Source organism: Variovorax boronicumulans, assembly GCF_029892485.1.
Taxonomy (GTDB): domain Bacteria; phylum Pseudomonadota; class Gammaproteobacteria; order Burkholderiales; family Burkholderiaceae_C; genus Variovorax; species Variovorax boronicumulans_B.
In genome coordinates, this window is record NZ_JARXVG010000006.1 from 192,434 (window position 1) to 208,488 (window position 16,055).

23 protein-coding genes and 1 tRNA gene are annotated in these 16,055 nt (G+C 63.3%); 12 read left to right on the plus strand and 12 right to left on the minus strand.

The genetic code is table 11. The features are described from left to right. Nucleotides 1-4: 4 nt before the first annotated feature. The 5 genes from M2282_RS16115 to M2282_RS16135 all read left to right on the plus strand — a co-directional run bounded on the left by M2282_RS16115 (nt 5) and on the right by M2282_RS16135 (nt 3,915). Nucleotides 5-928 carry an alpha/beta fold hydrolase gene (locus M2282_RS16115; RefSeq protein WP_280809794.1) on the plus strand — a complete coding sequence of 308 codons (924 nt, stop codon included), beginning with the start codon at nt 5-7 and terminating at the stop codon, nt 926-928. Further along, the gene (locus M2282_RS16120; protein ID WP_280809795.1) at nt 925-2,010 is read left to right on the plus strand and encodes a tartrate dehydrogenase; all 1,086 of its coding nucleotides are present in this window, start codon (nt 925-927) and stop codon (nt 2,008-2,010) included. The genes M2282_RS16115 and M2282_RS16120 overlap by 4 nt, the downstream gene beginning before the upstream one ends. Before the next feature lie 233 nt (nt 2,011-2,243). Beyond that, entirely contained in the window at nt 2,244-2,516 is a 273-nt protein-coding gene (locus tag M2282_RS16125) for an HU family DNA-binding protein (protein WP_007830705.1), read from the plus strand. A gap of 27 nt (nt 2,517-2,543) precedes the next feature. Then, nucleotides 2,544-2,619: transfer RNA gene (locus tag M2282_RS16130), tRNA-Val, on the plus strand. Between the two features lie 171 nt (nt 2,620-2,790). Further along, complete coding sequence (locus M2282_RS16135; protein WP_280809797.1) at nt 2,791-3,915, plus strand: site-specific integrase; 1,125 nt, start codon at nt 2,791-2,793, stop codon at nt 3,913-3,915. On the opposite strand, the gene M2282_RS16140 is transcribed toward M2282_RS16135, so the two are convergent. Beyond that, entirely contained in the window at nt 3,880-4,116 is a 237-nt protein-coding gene (locus tag M2282_RS16140; protein ID WP_280809798.1) for a helix-turn-helix domain-containing protein, read from the minus strand. The genes M2282_RS16135 and M2282_RS16140 overlap by 36 nt on opposite strands. A 107-nt stretch (nt 4,117-4,223) precedes the next feature. Between M2282_RS16140 and M2282_RS16145 the strand changes: the two genes are divergently transcribed. Then, complete coding sequence (locus M2282_RS16145) at nt 4,224-4,871, plus strand: hypothetical protein (RefSeq protein ID WP_280809799.1); 648 nt, start codon at nt 4,224-4,226, stop codon at nt 4,869-4,871. Nucleotides 4,872-4,879: 8 nt separating this feature from the next. Here M2282_RS16145 and M2282_RS16150 read toward each other — a convergent pair whose 3' ends face one another. From M2282_RS16150 to M2282_RS16200, 11 genes are all read right to left on the minus strand, one after another. Then, nucleotides 4,880-5,689, minus strand: coding sequence for a hypothetical protein (locus tag M2282_RS16150; protein ID WP_280809800.1), 810 nt, complete (start codon nt 5,687-5,689; stop codon nt 4,880-4,882). A 23-nt stretch (nt 5,690-5,712) separates the two neighbouring features. Then, nucleotides 5,713-6,054: a hypothetical protein gene (locus M2282_RS16155; RefSeq protein WP_280809801.1), complete on the minus strand. Its 342-nt coding sequence runs from the start codon at nt 6,052-6,054 to the stop codon at nt 5,713-5,715. Next, nucleotides 6,051-6,173: a hypothetical protein gene (locus M2282_RS16160; RefSeq protein WP_280809802.1), complete on the minus strand. Its 123-nt coding sequence runs from the start codon at nt 6,171-6,173 to the stop codon at nt 6,051-6,053. The genes M2282_RS16155 and M2282_RS16160 overlap by 4 nt, the downstream gene beginning before the upstream one ends. Nucleotides 6,174-6,222: 49 nt before the next feature. Next, nucleotides 6,223-6,495, minus strand: a complete 273-nt coding sequence (locus tag M2282_RS16165; RefSeq protein ID WP_280809803.1) for a hypothetical protein — start codon at nt 6,493-6,495, stop codon at nt 6,223-6,225. Beyond that, entirely contained in the window at nt 6,495-6,695 is a 201-nt protein-coding gene (locus M2282_RS16170; RefSeq protein ID WP_280809804.1) for a hypothetical protein, read from the minus strand. Before M2282_RS16170 ends, M2282_RS16165 begins: the two co-directional genes overlap by 1 nt. Beyond that, nucleotides 6,692-7,042, minus strand: a complete 351-nt coding sequence (locus M2282_RS16175; protein WP_280809805.1) for a hypothetical protein — start codon at nt 7,040-7,042, stop codon at nt 6,692-6,694. The genes M2282_RS16170 and M2282_RS16175 overlap by 4 nt, the downstream gene beginning before the upstream one ends. A 4-nt stretch (nt 7,043-7,046) precedes the next feature. After that, nucleotides 7,047-7,289, minus strand: coding sequence for a hypothetical protein (locus tag M2282_RS16180; protein ID WP_280809806.1), 243 nt, complete (start codon nt 7,287-7,289; stop codon nt 7,047-7,049). Between the two features lie 234 nt (nt 7,290-7,523). Then, the gene (locus M2282_RS16185) at nt 7,524-8,036 is read right to left on the minus strand and encodes a hypothetical protein (protein ID WP_280809807.1); all 513 of its coding nucleotides are present in this window, start codon (nt 8,034-8,036) and stop codon (nt 7,524-7,526) included. 135 nt (nt 8,037-8,171) lie between these two features. Beyond that, nucleotides 8,172-9,101, minus strand: a complete 930-nt coding sequence (locus M2282_RS16190) for a hypothetical protein (protein ID WP_280809808.1) — start codon at nt 9,099-9,101, stop codon at nt 8,172-8,174. Nucleotides 9,102-9,231: 130 nt separating this feature from the next. Continuing rightward, nucleotides 9,232-9,909, minus strand: coding sequence for an XRE family transcriptional regulator (locus tag M2282_RS16195; RefSeq protein ID WP_280809809.1), 678 nt, complete (start codon nt 9,907-9,909; stop codon nt 9,232-9,234). 357 nt (nt 9,910-10,266) lie between these two features. Continuing rightward, complete coding sequence (locus M2282_RS16200; RefSeq protein ID WP_280809810.1) at nt 10,267-10,572, minus strand: hypothetical protein; 306 nt, start codon at nt 10,570-10,572, stop codon at nt 10,267-10,269. Nucleotides 10,573-10,624: 52 nt separating this feature from the next. Here M2282_RS16200 and M2282_RS16205 point away from each other — a divergent pair, with 52 nt between their 5' ends. The 6 genes from M2282_RS16205 (at nt 10,625) to M2282_RS16230 (ending at nt 15,993) form a co-directional block, all read left to right on the plus strand. Then, entirely contained in the window at nt 10,625-11,101 is a 477-nt protein-coding gene (locus M2282_RS16205; protein WP_280809811.1) for a phage regulatory CII family protein, read from the plus strand. Nucleotides 11,102-11,141: 40 nt separating this feature from the next. After that, nucleotides 11,142-12,074 (plus strand): helix-turn-helix domain-containing protein, encoded by a 933-nt coding sequence (locus M2282_RS16210; protein ID WP_280809812.1) that lies wholly within the window; start codon nt 11,142-11,144, stop codon nt 12,072-12,074. Continuing rightward, nucleotides 12,065-12,850: a hypothetical protein gene (locus M2282_RS16215; RefSeq protein ID WP_432422907.1), complete on the plus strand. Its 786-nt coding sequence runs from the start codon at nt 12,065-12,067 to the stop codon at nt 12,848-12,850. Before M2282_RS16210 ends, M2282_RS16215 begins: the two co-directional genes overlap by 10 nt. Nucleotides 12,851-13,028: 178 nt before the next feature. Beyond that, entirely contained in the window at nt 13,029-13,562 is a 534-nt protein-coding gene (locus M2282_RS16220; RefSeq protein ID WP_280809814.1) for a hypothetical protein, read from the plus strand. Then, on the plus strand, nt 13,559-15,697 hold the full coding sequence (locus tag M2282_RS16225; protein WP_280809815.1) for a phage terminase large subunit family protein: 2,139 nt from the start codon (nt 13,559-13,561) through the stop codon (nt 15,695-15,697). Before M2282_RS16220 ends, M2282_RS16225 begins: the two co-directional genes overlap by 4 nt. Further along, on the plus strand, nt 15,691-15,993 hold the full coding sequence (locus M2282_RS16230) for a Mor transcription activator family protein (protein WP_280809816.1): 303 nt from the start codon (nt 15,691-15,693) through the stop codon (nt 15,991-15,993). Before M2282_RS16225 ends, M2282_RS16230 begins: the two co-directional genes overlap by 7 nt. Nucleotides 15,994-16,055 lie beyond the last annotated feature (62 nt).

Here is a 16,055-nt window from a genome sequence, read left to right on the forward strand (position 1 = left end):
TCGCGTGACTGCCTCCTTCCTCACCTTTCCCACCTTCGACATCGAGCGCAACGGCGTGCGCATCCATGGCCGCATCGGCGGCAAGGGCGCACCGCTGCTGTTGCTGCACGGCCATCCGCAGACGCATGCGATCTGGCATCGCGTCGCACCGCAACTGGCCGAGCGGTTCACGGTGGTCGCAGTGGACCTGCGCGGCTACGGCGACTCGGGCCGGCCGGCGGCCGATGCCGATCACGCGGTCTACAGCAAGCGCGAGATGGCGCTCGATGCGCTCGCCGCCATGCGGCACCACGGCTTCGAGCGCTTCGGCGTGCTGGCGCACGACCGCGGCGGGCGCGTGGCGCACCGGCTCGCGGCGGACCATCCTTCGGCGGTCGAGCGAATGCTGCTGCTCGACATCGCGCCCACGCTTGCGATGTACGAGAACACCTCCGAGGCCTTCGCGAAAGCCTATTGGCACTGGTTCTTTCTGATCCAGCCGCCGCCGTTGCCCGAGGCGCTGATTGCATCCGACCCTGTGCGCTACGTGCGCAGCGTGATGGGCGGGCGGCACGCGGGCCTTGCGCCGTTCGCGCCGGAGGTGCTGGCCGAGTACGAACGCTGCGCGCGCATTCCGGGCACGGCCGAATCCATCTGCGAGGACTACCGCGCTTCCGCCACCATCGACCTCGTGCACGACCGCGCCGACATCGCCGCCGGCAAGAAGCTTGCGCACCCGCTGCGCGTGCTGTGGGGCGCGCATGGCGCGGTGGGCAAGTGCTTCGACGTGCTCGCGCTGTGGCGCGCGTGCGCCGACGATGTCTCGGGCCGCCCGCTGCCGTGCGGCCACTATGTTCCCGAAGAAGCCCCGGCCGAATTGCTCGCCGAGGCGCTCGCATTCTTTTCATCTCTACAACCATCTCTCCCGCAGACAGGAGCCACTCCATGAGCACCCACAGAATCGCAGTCATCGCCGGCGACGGCATCGGCAAGGAAACCATGCCCGAGGGCCTGCGCGTCGTCGACGCGGCGGCGCGCAAGTTCGGCATCGACCTGAAGTTCGACCACTTCGATTTTTCCAGCTGGGACTACTGCGAGAAGCACGGCAAGATGCTGCCCGACAACTGGAAGGACCAGATCGGCGGCCACGATGCGATCTTCTTCGGCGCGGTCGGCTGGCCCGAGAAGATTCCCGATCACGTGTCGCTCTGGGGCTCGTTGCTGCTGTTCCGCCGCGAGTTCGACCAGTACATCAACCTGCGTCCCGCGCGCCTCATGCCCGGCATCATCGCGCCCGTGGTGCGGCGCGACGGCACGCCGCGCCAGCCCGGCGAGATCGACATGTACATCGTGCGCGAGAACACCGAAGGCGAGTACTCGAGCATCGGCGGGCGCATGTACGAAGGCACGCCGCGCGAGATCGTGGTGCAGGAGACCGTGATGTCGCGCGTGGGCGTCGACCGCGTGCTCAAGTTCGCCTTCGAACTGGCGCAGTCTCGGCCGAAGAAGCACTTGACCAGCGCCACCAAGTCGAACGGCATCTCGATCACCATGCCGTACTGGGACGAGCGCGTTGCGGAGATGGGGAAGAACTACGCCGACGTGAAGCTCGACAAGTTCCACATCGACATCCTCACCGCGCACTTCGTGCAGCGCCCCGATTTCTTCGACGTGGTGGTGGCGAGCAATCTCTTCGGCGACATCCTCTCGGACTTGGGCCCGGCCTGCACGGGCACCATCGGCATCGCGCCCAGCGCCAATCTCAATCCGGAGCGCACCACGCCCTCGCTGTTCGAGCCGGTGCACGGCTCGGCGCCCGACATCGCCGGCAAGGGAATCGCGAACCCGATCGGGCAGATCTGGTGCGGCGCGATGATGCTGGAATTCCTGGGCCACAAAGCGGCGCACGACGCGATTCTCTCGACGATCGAAAAGGTGCTCGCGCCCCAAAGCGGAGCGCCGCGTACCCCAGATATCGGCGGCAACGCCAGCACCAGCGACCTCGGAAAGGCGATTGCCGAAGCGCTTTGAAAAGTACTTCACGAAACGGCCCGGAAAGTGCGCGACGAAACGCCCCTAAAATCGCGCGCTCCGCTGTTTTGCATGACTGCGTGTCTTATTGACACCCTGCAGGGCAGTGGTTGTAATCCTCGCTGGCAGTGCGCTGCCGAGGCGTCAGGCCTGCCAAGCTCTTGAGTCGCACTCGCCGCGGCCAGGTCGCAGCTGACGAAAGCCGACCAACTTTTTCTCTACAAGGGGCCCTTGTGAACAAGACCGAACTGATTGAGCACATCGCAAAGAACGCCGATATTTCCAAAGCAGCTGCCACCCGCGCGCTCGAATCCACCATCGGCGCCATTCGCACGACGCTCAAAAAGGGCGGCTCGGTCTCGCTCGTCGGTTTCGGCACTTTCGCAGTAGGCAAGCGCGCCGCCCGCACCGGCCGGAATCCCCGCACCGGCGACGCGATTAAAATCAAGGCAGCCAAGATCCCGAAGTTCCGTCCAGGCAAGGCGTTGAAAGACGCGCTGAACTAAGACTAGACTCGGAGAGTATTCCCGGTGGGGTGCTTAGCTCAGTTGGTAGAGCGGCGCCCTTACAAGGCGTAGGTCGGGGGTTCGAGCCCCTCAGCACCCACCACCACGAATGCAATGAAATCAAGGGCTTAGAGCGATCTAGGCCCTTTTCTTTGCCTATATCGCCAACTTTTAGGGGAGCCAGAAGGAGCCTCTGCCAACCAAAAAGAGCAACTTGCCAGCCGTGCGAATCGCGTAAAGTGCGTAGCTTCACGGTGCAAAAGATGGAGCGGTCATGGCTGGAAAAAGGCAGCGGCCCAACGGGTGGGAATACGTCATCAAGCGGGCCGGCCTGCTCGACAAGCCGATCTACCTCACGTTCGCCGACGAGAAAGAGGGCGACGCCTTCGTCGCTCGCACTGAGAAGCTGCTCGACAAGGGAATCATCCCCACCGAGCTGCGCGCACCGTCGCGCATCGACACAATCGCCGACCTCGTGCGCGAGTACGAGCGCGATGCGCATCCGAAGGCGAAGGATCGCGCCGCCCTCGGAACGATCATCAAGGCGAAGGGTGCCGCGCGCTTGACCAGCATCGATGCGGGATGGGTCGATGACTGGATCTCGGAGATGAAGCGCATCGACAAGCTGGCGCCGGCTACGATCCGGGCGAAAGTGGGCGCGCTCGCACGCTGCACGGACTGGGGCATGCGGAAGGGGCACGTCCTGCTGCCCGACCATCCCCTGCGCACTCTCCCGGATGGCTACGCTCAGTACACCAAGACAGATGCGGCAATCGCCGGCGAGGCGCGCGTCGATGTGGAGCGCGATAGGCGGCTGGAGCCTGGCGAATTTGAGAAGGTGTCGGCCGTGATCGTGGCCGGCGTGCTGCCGCGCAAACAGCGGCCGCTTGCGCTCGATGACCCTCAGGCGCTGTGGTGCATGTTCGTGCTCGCCGTCGAGTCCGCCATGCGCATGCGGGAAATGTTCACGCTGACGCTCGATCAAGTTGACCTCGCGAAGCGCACCGCATTCCTCGACAAGACGAAGAACGGCGACAAGCGGCAGGTTCCTTTATCGAGTGTCGCGGTGGCGACTCTGACGGCCTACCTGGATCTGCGGACGGCCGCCGGCGCGAAGGGGAGGGATGTCCTTTTTCCGTGGTGGGATGGCGACACCAGTCCAAAAAAACTCGACAAAACTTCGGACTATCTTTCGAAACTCTACATCGGGATCTTCGAGGCGGCCAAGTGCCCGGGCCTAAAGTTTCACGACCTGCGCCACGAGGCGACGAGCCGTCTCTTCGAAAAAACGACCCTCTCGGAGACGCAGATCATGAAGATCACCGGGCACAAGTCGCACCGCATGATGATGCGGTACGCGAACCTACGTGGCAGCGACCTGGCTGCGCGCCTTTGGTGAGCGCAGCGGCTGGCGCATGCGCCGCGCTGTCTCATTGACGATCTTGCGCTCGATGTAGTCGAGCACGTCTTTTGTCAGCATCACCCATGCGCGCCCGATCTTGGCAGCGCGGATGTCGCCGCTGTTGATTAGGTCGAGCACTGTTTTCGGATGCACCTTAAGCAGCTCGGCCGCACCGAGCACGTCAACCGTGAGGTTCACTTGGCGAGTCCTTTCGCCGCTCCAGGTGGCTCGACAGTCGCTAACGGCGCCCCATCGTGCTCCTTCGAAGGGCGGGCTACCATCCGCGCAAATCGAGGAGAAGCGAAATGCCTGCTGTTGCCGAATATTGCCTTGTTGGAATTGACTGGTGGCCCCTCTGCATGACAAAAGCAGAATGGTCGGGTTGGGTCCAAGCGATCTTCTCGGTTGTCGCCATCGCTGCGACGGGAATCTACATCTACTGGCAACACAAAATGGAGCTTGCTCGTAGCCGCGGAGACGACGCAAGCCGCCGCCTCAGGCGTCTTGACTCCATAGTTGAACTCACCTTCGCGAACTCCCTGTTCGTCCGCTACGTCGCACTTCAGTTCAAAGATCGGCAATCTATCGACGACGTTCGAGAGGGGCGCGCCGGACTTGATGTGTCCGAAATCGACGACCTTGGCAATTTCACGGCGTCCATTCCGTTGCACGATCTCGACGATGCGGTGGTTGTTCGGCGTGTATTGCTTGCGACTCAGAACGCTCGTGCCGCGCGAAACATGGTTCGACGAGCCATGCGCGACTTTCGCGGACTGAGTGCTAACTCTTTCACAAACATCGCGGCGACAGTGAACGAGTGCGCCAGGCAATGCGAGGAGAGCTACAAGGTTCTCGACCAACGAGCGACGGACTATGCACAGCAAGAAGGATTGGAGAGGGCTATCAAGCAGCACACGACCAATCCGCAAACTGCAGCGGTTAATGGCAAATAGGGACGTACTCATGCGTCTCCTTCGGAGGCGTGTTTACGCATGCCCTGTTTTGAAGCCGCAGGTCGGTCCCACTCGGGCATCAACATGCTGCGTCCGCCGATGTGGAAACTCATCTCGTTGCGATCAAGCCCGAGTTCGCGTGCGATGAACAGCGACAGTACCTCGACCTGAAGCTGGCGCACGTCGTGGGCGTTGGTGATGACGACCTCAGGGTTGAAGCGGCTGCCGTCCGTCGAACTGACGTGTTCGCCTTCCGCGGCGCCGTCGTGTCCTGGGCGGGTGATTTGCCAGAGCACGGCGCCGGCCATCCGCAGTGTGTGGGCCTCGTTATCAAAACGCACATCGGTGACCACGAAGCGGGTTTCGCCCTCGCGGCGGTAGTCGGCGAGGCGCTTGATCAGCTGCGTGGTCCAGTAGCGCGGTGACTGCGCACGACGGTACTCAGTGCCCCACCATTGCAGGACCTGTCGCGGGCTGCGCGGCTCGTCTAGCCACTCACCGCTGAGTGGTGTTCGGCGGTTGGGTGCCGCGGCACTCAGGGACAGAATCACGGCCGCGAGGAAATCGTGCGGCGCGCGGCGCATGCGAAGCGCGACGGTCGGAACGTTCTTCAGATGCGGGTTGCTGAGGTCGGCGAGTGAGAGGTCGAATGCATTCGCGACCTCGCCGCGCAGCGCATCGGCGAAGGCGAGTTTGCGAAAGCGCGCATGCGCAACGAGCAAGTCAGCGGCGGTGTCCTTGCCGACGCCAGCGTGACCGGTGAGCGCGATGAGATGGTGAAGGGCGGGCCGCTTCACCGGCGGTGTGAGGGTGTTCATGTGTCCGGGTCGTGGGGGATGGGCTACGCGGTTTGAGCGGCAGCAGGGGCGTGTGCAGGCAGCAGCTCGCACGAAGAGATGGCGGCGTGCGTCTCCGGCGACACGGTGCCGGGCATCGCGCGCGGGTTGGAGAGCACCAGGCGCAGCGCGTCGCCGGCCTTGAGGTTGCGGTGCTGCGCACGCCAAGCCGCAGCGGCCGGGCCTACCCAGCGCGTCTCATAGACCTCAACGGTGCGCGGCCCTTGGTTGTCGATGAGGCGCATCTTCAGAACGAACTCGCCCGCATCGGACGTGTGTTCGCTGATGGCTGGACGCCCGGGGCGGTCCTTGTTGACGTAGAAGGTGCCGGTCGTCGTGGTGGTCATGGTGTGCTCCAGCCATAGACGCACATCGCGGCCAGCACGATGGGCAGGACGATGAAGACCGCGAGCGCGGCGGCGGTCGCGAGGAAGCCCGGAGCGGGCGCGACGGGCGATGTCCTCATGAGGCCAACGCCGGTGTCTTGGAACGAGGTCGAGCGCATGGCCGGCCTTTCAAAAGGGGCAGCGCAGGGCAGGGCGCCCGCGCGTGGTCAGGACGATTTCGAGCGCGATCTCGATCACCTCTTCGTCAGAAGCGCCGTGTCGGCTCGCGAGCAGCGCCGCGCTCATGGGGTTGTGCTCGCAGAAGGGCGAACCCGGGCGGTGCTCGTAGTGGTAGCCGCCGCACCGGCACAGCCGATGACCGGTTTCGCGCAGGTGCTGCGTGAACAGGCCATGGCTGCGCCGCCGCGTGCGGCACTCAGGGCAGCGAAAGAGGAACGCCATCAGGCAGCGCTCCCCGCAGCCCTCAGGGCGTCAGTGCGCGCGCGTTCGAAGGCTTCGATTTCCTCCGACAGCGAGGGGTGCTCGCTCGACAGGAAGCCGACCACGTAGTGCCAGTTCAGATGCCCGCACTCCTTGCCCGACTTCATTGCACGAACAAGGGCCTGAGCTGCGGTCGTGCGCCGCGCACGGGCCGTCTTCATGCGTCACCTCGCGCGCAGAGGTTGAGCGCGTCAATCTCTCCATTGAGAGCGCGCGCACGCTCGGCGAACGCGACAGCCATCGGGTGCGCCGGTGCGTCTTCGGTGTAGGCTTCGACGGTCGCGTCAGAGATACCTGGCAGGCTGATGCTGCCGAGCTTCAGCGCCTTGTCGGCGAGCGGCACGCCCATGGCTTGCCACGTCGAAACGCCCATGGCGGGGCAACGGTAAAACGCCTGGCGGCGGCGACCGGTCGTGCGAATCCAGATGTCGACGCGCGCCGAGCGGGTCGCGACGTAGCCCGGCGCTACGCGGCTGCTCGTGGCGTGGTGAGCTTGAACGCGGGCCACGTCTTCAGCCCTCGATGCGGGTTGCGTCGATCACCGGGCAACCGGTGACTTGCTGTGCGATGTCGAGAGCCTGTTCGGCATTGGCCGCGAGGAACTGCACGTACGGCGCCGCGCCCGTCTCGGACGGGTTCAAGTGGCCGAGCGAGTCGCGGGGCGTGTACGTGCAGCGATAGCGGCGATGGTTATCGACCTGGGCGGCCGTGATGGGGCGCGTTGCCCTCTTGGGTTGGTGCGCGGTGCGCGTCATTGCTCACTCCTTCGCGCCGGGATGGCGCATTGGAGTGAATTATCGGTATTCCGATATTTATGTCAACGGTTTACCGATATGAGGTCCGATATTTTTATCGGTTTCCCGTTGAGAACGGAGGAACCCGGCAGCCCCGAGGAGATGCTTCAGGCTCCTCGCCATCGTTCTCCGGACAAACCGAAAAAATGGCGAGATGCTCGGCCCGGGTTAGCGAACTTTCCAAAATGCTCGTACTTATCCTGCGGTCACGTCGTTGCGTGGAGCTGGGCATTCGAATGGCTTTGAATAGGCGTTGCTCCAAAGCTGGTCTTGGGCGGTGCCGATAAGCCGCCGCGCGGGGGCATCCGCAAGCATCTCTTCCATCTTGTCCCATGGAATGAAGACTTGATGGGCCTTGCGCCCTTCTAGGCAAAGGGGACAACCGGTTTCGACGGCATACAAAGAAAGGTCGGTATGCACCCACCCAAGCCGTCTTGAGAGAGTCTTGAATCTCCACATGTGGGCTAGTCGGTCTCGAACAGTTGACTTTTTGTAGGGGTAGAGGATGCCAACATGCGCCAGGTGAATGTCGTGCGGGGAGAGGTTGCGGACACACACACTCAGCCCGGAGCGCGTCTCACCGTCTACGGTCTCGACTGTGAAAATAATGTCAACCCTCATTCTCGGGCGAGCCTGAAGCAAGTTCCATAGGAACACCGCAGTTGATAGCAACGCGGCATAGAGAGCCAGGTAGTCCGTGGTCTTCATTTCCATCTACTCCTTTTGTGTCGCCTTTTATGGGGCGCGATCGGAAAGGGATGGAATTCGAGGCAAAGGGGTTGGGTCTCCCCTTCAGGGCATCCCCGATGTGTCCACCTGGTTTGAATCGAGCTCCCTCGTGCCTCAGCGTTTGTGCCTTTCGACGGCCTGAGCAACCAGCTTTGATACGCTATCGCGATCACGCTTCAGCCTCGCTGCCATCAGCTTATCGCTCATGATGAGTTCAATGGCCTTGCGCAGGATCGGCAGCTCACCCTCGCATTGCTCTTCAGTTAATTCGTGTACTCCAAGGCTGAGAATCCCATAAAGCTCGGGATGCTCAGACATAAATTTGGGCAAGTGATCTCGTAGCAGCCGAATGCGCTCATCAGTCCGGGCGCTCTTAAATTCAGGCCAATCCGACATGTTCTTCTCGACCATGTACTGGTCTCTGGCCTCGATGAGAACGCCTTCGAATACCCTCCGGTAGTACACACACGCGGCAACATTGAACCCATGAGCAGCAGTGTTGGTGGCCCGAACAAATTCTCTTCGCTGCTGCTTTGACATTCCTTCTTCGAACGCGCTCAGGTCACCAAGATGAAAATCTGTCAGTGAAGGAAATTGCCCCACCTTGATGATCGAGTACTTAAATGGTGAGGACGCAAAACTCAGCGGAGCACCAGGGGTGCTGGAGACAACCTTGGTGTGAAAATAGAAGTTCGCCACATGGTCTGCATTCCGAGCACAGGCGGTGCGGAGAACGAAGTCTCCCATCCAGCTTAATGGCCTGGATGAAGTCTGGGCCCCCGCCATAGCAACCCGGTCCTTCTCTGTGATGGCTCGCTGTTCTAGATCCGGCAGCGGGACTGCGGTCCATGTAGTGTGTTTCTCGCACCGGGGGCAGTAATCGTCGAACTTAGTTCGGCTGATCCGGACCTCTCGAACCTGCTCGCTAGGCTTGGTTTTTCCGTCGAGGTCGAATGCACCATAGAGCGGCATCTTGATGAGCGTCTGAAAGAGCTGTGGCGTTGAGGTGGGGGTGGCCGGGCCAAATGGAGATTGTTCGCTCATCGCGATATTCTCCACCCCACGCCCTAGTTTCGCCTCTGCAATAGATGTCTACGTCCAGCAGCGACAGCGGTCGTCGCGCGGCTATTCAAAAAAATTTCAGCTGAAAGCTGACGGGAACAGGAATAGGACCCTAGGTGCGAGTTTTGATCTTTCGCCGCGGCACCGGGTACGGAACGTAGTACATCCACGCGACCTGCTCGGCCTTAAGGTGCAGAACCACGCTATCGTTATAGCTGGCTAAGCTATAGCCGCCGCGACGGGAAACAAGGCGTTTGATCATGGTCTCACCCGTCACGAGGCGCACTAGCACGTCGTCTTCTAAATCAGGCTCGGTTCCTGGCTCCACGAGCGCGAAATTGCCGGGCGTGTACTTGGGGTGCATGCTTGCTCCCTCGACTTCAACAACGAATGCATGTGGATCGCTACTCGCAATGTCCTCGGCGTATTCACCGGTCGCCCCCACTGGGTAGTCTGAATCAGTCCAAATCACCTGCGGCATTGCTCCCCCGTTGCCTCTCCCAACTACGGCAACGCCCTTCAGCTTGCCGGCCCTGACAGCCTGCGCCGTCTCAAGCCCTTTCGGTCGAGGGATCATCTCGCCTTCGCCAGTCGCGAGCCAGTCAACGTTGACGCCGCAGGCCTTCGCAATTTGCGGTGTGAAGGCAGACCCAAGGCCCGATTTCTCGGCCTCAGAGTAAGCCGACTGGCTCATGCCGACCTGCTTCGCAAGCGCACCCTGTGTCAGGTCCGCATGCTTGCGCGCAGCGGCAAGCCGCTGGCCGAAATCTGTGCGTTGGACATCCCTCATGACCGATAGGGTAGGTTCACTGTACATCGGAAAACCGCTTGAATGAATATCGGAATACCGATAAAGTCTGGCGCCTATGGACTGGCCTCAACTCATTTCGGGACTGCAGCGACGAAAGCTCAGCCACACCCAAATAGCCGCCTTGTGCGGATGTGGGCAGGCGACCATCGCCGACTTGGCTCGGCGAGCCACCACTGAGCCTCGCTATGGGCTCGGGCGGTCGCTCGTGCAGCTCTCGCATGCGAGCAACGTCGAGATTCAGCGCCGATTGGCGGTGTTGCGGCCGGCTGCTGTGCCTATCGAGCCCGCTCGCGGCGAGGGCGCACATGCTTGAGCGGCGACCGCCGTTGCGGCGAATCACGACAACCATCCCGACGACGGCCGTAGCACGTCTACGGCGGGCGCAAGCACGCGCTCGCACAGCTGCGCCATCGCGGCGCGTTGACGCGGCGCCTGCAGCCCTTGGACGCCTACGCTTGCCGTCGTTATCTCGATCCACGCCGCAATGCTCTCCCGGTTCAGGTCTGGTTCGACCTCCAGCAGTAGCACGAGCTGCTGCAGGAATTGCTCGATGGCGTCGATGCGCTCCGCCAGCGTCGGAGCAGGACTCGCGTCTGCATGTGCATTTGCGAGGCATTGGCTGTTTTTCTCTGAGGTCTGCATGAGAACGAATATCTCAATTGACGAGGCGCACGGCTATGGCGCCGATGAGCCCGTGCCCGACAAGCTGCGCGGCCACGATGCCGCGGTAGCGGCCTATGACACCGCGCATGGCTACGAGGGCGGCATTGATGCCCTCGCCAAGCGCATGGGCCACAACGTCAACACGCTGACGCACAAGGTCAATCTGCGCAACACGACCCATCACCTCACGGTGCGTGACGCCATCGAGATGCAGTGGCAGAGCCGCGATTACCGCATCTTGCACGCCATGGCCGACGAGCTGGGATATGTCTGCGTCCGCGCGACGCCGGTGCATTCCGATGACGATCCGGTCGATACGTTGATGCGCATGCAGATGGCGTTTGCCGACTACGTGCAGGCGCTCGGCGAGGCGTGGACGCGGCGGCAGGGCGGCGTATCGCGCAATCAAATGCGCAAAGCCGAGCACCATGCGGCCGAGGCAGCTGCCAGCATGGGCCATGCGCTGGCGATGCTGCGCGACATGATGCGGGAGGAACCGAAGGCATGAGCGCAGCGGTTCAACCTGGGCGGGGAGGGCGCGCGACCCCATGAGCATCAAAGTCATGTCGATGGTCTTTGACCGCTATCCATCGGGCGGCATGGAGCGGCTGCTCGCGCTAGCGATGGCCGACCATGCCAGCGACGACGGCCGGCGCATCTGGCCCTCCGTGGATGAACTGGCCCGCAAGACCATGCAGAGCCGCAGCAGCGTGCAACGGCAGATCCGCCGGATGGTCGCCATCGGTTGGTTGATTCAGGTCCGCTCCGCCACCGGGCGGCCGGGCATCACCAACGAGTACCGCATCTGTCCCGAATGGATCGAAGGCGGCGAAGTGCCAACACCAGAGAGGGGTGTCAATTTGACACCCCTCAACGATGAATCCCCAGCTGAAGTTATCCACACGGGTGTCAATCTGACACCCGTCCCAAGGCCCGAGAGGGGTGTCACCACAGCCGCGAGGGGTGTCACCAGAGACGAGAGGGGTGTCACAGCTATGACACCCGAATCTTCAGAACCATCATTGAACCAATCCCCCCTACCCCCCGGCGGGGGGGCGAGCGGGTTCGATGAGCTTTTCTCGATCTACCCGAACCACGACAACCGGGCGAAGGCAGAACGCCGATACCGCCGGCTTGCGCCGACCGCCGCGCTGCAGCAGACGATGCGCTCGGCCATCGAGGCCCAAAGGCTTAGCAAAAGGTGGACGAAGGACGACGGCGAGTTCGTGCCCGAGTTCGCGACCTGGCTTCGTAACGAGCGGTGGCGCGACGAGCCTCGTGCGACTGGCGCCAGCAGCGCCGATGCCAGCAACGACGCATGGCAGGAGACGCGCAGCGGCATTGACGCGAAGGCGCGTGCCCTCGGCCTCACCGCCTGGGACGAAGCGGCCTTCTCGGTGGGCCGCGGCGAGAACTACATGGCCTTCACCGCACGGGTGAAGCGCGCCGCCGAGAAAGCAGGGGAGGCGGTATGCGCGTGAGCGTGGGATTCAACGGCACCGGCCTCGCGAGCGTGCAGTCGAAGCTCGCCAAGCTCTCGGGCCAACAGGCCAAGCAGGCCTATGCCGACGGCCTGAGCGACGGCGGATTCCATGTACGGCGCGGATGGCAACGCGAGATGCGCGAGCAGTTCGACCGACCCACCGCCTACATCCTCAAGAGCGTGTATGTGCGCAAGTCCACGCCCGAGCGGCTGAGCGTGGAGATCGAGCCCACCTACTTCGGCGGCAAGGGCGTGGACCCCCAAAAGATTCTGCAGGCGCAAGAGTTCGGCGGTGTGCGTCGAGACAAGCGCAGCGAGGCCGCACTGCGCCGCATCGGCATCTTGCCCGCCGGCTATCAGACGGCCATCCCCGCCACGCCATTCCCGGGCAGCGATGACGGGCGCGGCAACATGCGCGGCGGCTTCCTCGTGCGCCTGCTGTCGTACTTCCAGGCGATGGGAGAGCAGGGCTACAAGGCCAACATGACGGACAAGCGCAAGGCCCGTCTGCACAAGGGGACCAAGGGCCGCGAGGGCGTGCGCTTCTTCATTGCATACGGGCGTCTTCGCAGTGGTCCGACACAGCACCTTGCACCTGGCATCTGGGCGGCGACCGGACAAGACGGGTTCATCGTGCGGCCCGTGCTGATGTTCGTGCGTGATGGCAGCTACGAATCGCGGATCAGCCGCGAGCGCGTGGCAGAGCGTGCCGACCTTGAGCCCTACATCGAGCGGCGCATCCGCTATCGCATCCGAAAGATGGTGGGCGAATGAGCAGAGCAGTGTCCACGCCGTCTATCGAGGCCGGGCCCACCTCGCACCACCTCGGGGCATCGCGCGCGCCCAAGGGCACGGGTCCTTCCGCAGAGGTGGTCGTTACGGGTAATTCGAACCCCGACTTCGGACTGTTCGGCCGCATTGCTAAGGGGGTTAAGTGAAGGCCATTGAAGCAATGAGGCAGGCGATTTCGCAGGCCGAGTTCGGCGCGTGGGTCGGCATCAGCGAAGCGCGCGTGAGCCAGCTCATGGCCGAGGGCGTGCTCACGCGCGGCGAGACAGGCCACGAATGGCTCATCGCCTACTGCGAGCGCATGCGGGACATCGCCGCCGGCCGCGCGTCGTCGGAGACGGGCGGCCTCGACCTTGTGCAAGAGCGCGCGGCGCTGGCGCGCGAGCAGCGCCTCGGGATCGCGATCAAGAACGCCGTCGCCCGCGGCGAGTACGCGCCGATCACGCTCCTGGCCGAAGTGCTCGCGACCGCGAGCCAGGCCGTCTCCGAGCGCTTCGAGCAACTGCCCGGCCTGCTGCGCAAGGTGTGCCCCGAGCTGCCCGACACCGCGCGCGACAAGCTGATGTCGGCCTTCGCCGATGCGCGCAACCAGTGGGTTCGCTTGACGAGCCGCCTTGTCGCCAAGGCCATCGTGCAGGTCGAGAGCGATGGCGACGAGGACGATGGCGATGACGAAGAAGAGGACGTGTCGGAATGAGCATGGCGCCCACCGAAACGCAACGTGCCATCGTCCAGGCGGTGAGGTTGGGCCTCGTGCCGCTCAAGATGGAACGGCCGCAGCCGCTGAGCACCTGGGCCGAAGACAACTTCTATCTCTCGCCCGAGGCCAGCCACACGCAGGGCGAATGGAAGGCCTACCCGTTCCAGAAGGGCTGGATGGATGCCTTCAGCAATGACGACATCGAAGAGGTGACCGTGCGCAAGGCCAAGCGCGTCGGCTACACGAAGACGCTGCTGGCCTTCATCGCCTACAACGCGGCGCACCGCCGCCGCAAGCAGGCGCTGTGGATGCCGACCGACGACGACCGCGACAGCTTCGTGAAGTCGGAGGTCGAGCCGATGCTGCGCGACGTGGACGCCCTGAAGGCGGTCATCGTGCCGGGCAAGGAAGACACGATGAAGCTCAAGAGCTTCTTCGGCTCCGTGCTGCACCTGCTCGGCGGCAAGGCCGCGCGCGCCTATCGCCGCATCACGGTGGCGGTCGCGGTGCTCGACGAGGCCTCGGCCTTCGATCAGAAGATCGAGAAGTCGTCGGACCCGATCACGCTTGCACGCGGCCGGCTCGAAGGCGCCCCGTTCCCGAAGCTGGTCGCCGGCAGCACCGTGCGCATCAAGGACTTCGACCACATCGAGACGCGCGAGAAGAACGCCGATGCGCGCATGCGCTACCACATCGTCTGCCCGCACTGCGACACCAAGCACCCGCTCATCTGGGGCAGCAAGAAGGTGCGCCACGGCTTCAAGTGGGACGGTCACGACTACAACACGGTGCGGCATGTGTGCCCGCACTGCCACGAGTCGATCACGCAAGCCGACTACCTGCGCATCTGGGACACCCGGGCGATGTGGGTCAGCGAGTGCGGCCGGTATCGCTACGACCACGATCTGCACGTCTGGACCGATGCGCAAGGCGTCGTCATCCGCGCGCCGCGACATGTGGCCTTCGTGGAGATGTGGAGCGGCTACAGCCCGCAGCGCGCATGGTCGGACATCGTGCGCGAATTCCTCGAAGCCACGATCAAGGCGAAGGCAGGGGACACGGCGCCGCTCGAAGGCTTCGTGAACGAGACCCTTGCGCAGTACTGGGAAGCCGTGGTCGAGCGCGCCGACGAGCACGCGCTCTCGCGCCGGGCCGAGGGCTATCGCCGCTTCACCGTGCCGTATGGCGGCCTCGTGCTGGTCACCGGTGTGGACGTGCAAGACAACCGCTTCGAGTTGGTGACCTGGGCCATTGGCCGCGGCGAGGAAATGTGGTGCATCGATTACAGCGTCATCTATGCGAACCCGGCCGACGAGCGCGACTGGTCGCACCTCGATGCCTACCGCAAGACGATCTTTCAGCACGAGAGCGGGCAGGCGATGAAGATCGAAGCGATGGCCGTGGACACCGGCGGCCACTTCACGCACCAGGCCTACAACTACTGCCGCCAGCGCGAGCGCGAACGGGTCTTCGCGGTGCGCGGCGATCCGCAGCCCAGCAAGATGGTCAAGAGCAAGGCCACCGTTCAGGATGTGAACTGGGGCGGGAAGATCATCAAGCGCGGCGTTCGCCTTTGGTATGTTGGCACCGACACGGCGAAGGATCTGATGTATGGCCGCCTGTGCGTCGAGAAGAGGGGCGCCGGCTTCGTCCACTTCAGCAAGGATCTGCCGCCCGAGTTCTACACGCAGTTGACCTCCGAGGCGCGCGTGCCGCAGCGCGTGGCCGGCGGCGAGGCCTATCGGTGGATGAAGTCGCCCGGCGCGCGCAACGAGGCGCTGGACTGCACCGTCTACGCGATCTTCTGCACGCACATGCTCGGACTGCACCTCTACACCGGAAAGATGTGGGAGCGGCTGGAGTCCATCGTGCAGCCGCCGAATGGGGATCTGTTTCGCGTGGAACACACGGAAGAGGTTTCACCGGCTGATGTTCCACGCGAAACGCAATCGGTCGAGCAGACCTCCGAGGAGGCAAGTGCCGAGCCGAGTGCGACGCCCACGAGCCCACCGCTACCGCCTCCCGCACCGCCAACACCGGCGGCGCCTCCAGTCGCACCCACGAAGCCGGCCCCGCCGCGCCGAACCGTTCAACGCCCCTCCCGTCAATCCTTTCCCGCTAGATCATGGTGAATATCACGAACCAGAACGACATCGTTCTCGACATCCTTGGCCGAGTGCAGGAAGCGCTTGCCGAAGCCAAAGGCGAGCTGACGCCCGAGCTGGTGAAGGGCGTAGAGGCCGGCATCCGGGCCGACTGGGGTGGTGACCGCGTGTTCATCGCGAAGCGCCGCGGGGAGGGGCATGGCAATCGGAACAGCCGCATCTTCCGGGACTACCTGGCCGGGGAGCGGGTGAAGCTGCTTTCGCGGCGCTATGAGCTTTCCGAGCGGCAGGTGCTACGGATCGTCAAAGCACCGAAATCCTAGGCTGTTTGGAAAATAACCTACGAGCCGCTCAGCCGCTATGAAGACGGTTTTGGGCGCGTCCT

Excerpts from the sequence above, each read along its gene's own strand:
- M2282_RS16120 (WP_280809795.1), top strand. The coding sequence starts at position 925 with ATGAGCACCCACAGAATCGCAGTCATCGCCGGCGACGGCATCGGCAAG.
- M2282_RS16135 (WP_280809797.1), top strand. The coding sequence starts at position 2,791 with ATGGCTGGAAAAAGGCAGCGGCCCAACGGGTGGGAATACGTCATCAAG.
- M2282_RS16145 (WP_280809799.1), top strand. The coding sequence starts at position 4,224 with ATGCCTGCTGTTGCCGAATATTGCCTTGTTGGAATTGACTGGTGGCCC.
- M2282_RS16150 (WP_280809800.1), bottom strand. The coding sequence starts at position 5,689 with ATGAACACCCTCACACCGCCGGTGAAGCGGCCCGCCCTTCACCATCTC.
- M2282_RS16155 (WP_280809801.1), bottom strand. The coding sequence starts at position 6,054 with ATGACCACCACGACGACCGGCACCTTCTACGTCAACAAGGACCGCCCC.
- M2282_RS16160 (WP_280809802.1), bottom strand. The coding sequence starts at position 6,173 with ATGAGGACATCGCCCGTCGCGCCCGCTCCGGGCTTCCTCGCGACCGCC.
- M2282_RS16165 (WP_280809803.1), bottom strand. The coding sequence starts at position 6,495 with ATGGCGTTCCTCTTTCGCTGCCCTGAGTGCCGCACGCGGCGGCGCAGC.
- M2282_RS16170 (WP_280809804.1), bottom strand. The coding sequence starts at position 6,695 with ATGAAGACGGCCCGTGCGCGGCGCACGACCGCAGCTCAGGCCCTTGTT.
- M2282_RS16180 (WP_280809806.1), bottom strand. The coding sequence starts at position 7,289 with ATGACGCGCACCGCGCACCAACCCAAGAGGGCAACGCGCCCCATCACG.
- M2282_RS16185 (WP_280809807.1), bottom strand. The coding sequence starts at position 8,036 with ATGAAGACCACGGACTACCTGGCTCTCTATGCCGCGTTGCTATCAACT.
- M2282_RS16190 (WP_280809808.1), bottom strand. The coding sequence starts at position 9,101 with ATGAGCGAACAATCTCCATTTGGCCCGGCCACCCCCACCTCAACGCCA.
- M2282_RS16195 (WP_280809809.1), bottom strand. The coding sequence starts at position 9,909 with ATGAGGGATGTCCAACGCACAGATTTCGGCCAGCGGCTTGCCGCTGCG.
- M2282_RS16200 (WP_280809810.1), bottom strand. The coding sequence starts at position 10,572 with ATGCAGACCTCAGAGAAAAACAGCCAATGCCTCGCAAATGCACATGCA.
- M2282_RS16210 (WP_280809812.1), top strand. The coding sequence starts at position 11,142 with ATGAGCATCAAAGTCATGTCGATGGTCTTTGACCGCTATCCATCGGGC.
- M2282_RS16215 (WP_432422907.1), top strand. The coding sequence starts at position 12,065 with ATGCGCGTGAGCGTGGGATTCAACGGCACCGGCCTCGCGAGCGTGCAG.
- M2282_RS16220 (WP_280809814.1), top strand. The coding sequence starts at position 13,029 with ATGAGGCAGGCGATTTCGCAGGCCGAGTTCGGCGCGTGGGTCGGCATC.
- M2282_RS16225 (WP_280809815.1), top strand. The coding sequence starts at position 13,559 with ATGAGCATGGCGCCCACCGAAACGCAACGTGCCATCGTCCAGGCGGTG.
- M2282_RS16230 (WP_280809816.1), top strand. The coding sequence starts at position 15,691 with ATGGTGAATATCACGAACCAGAACGACATCGTTCTCGACATCCTTGGC.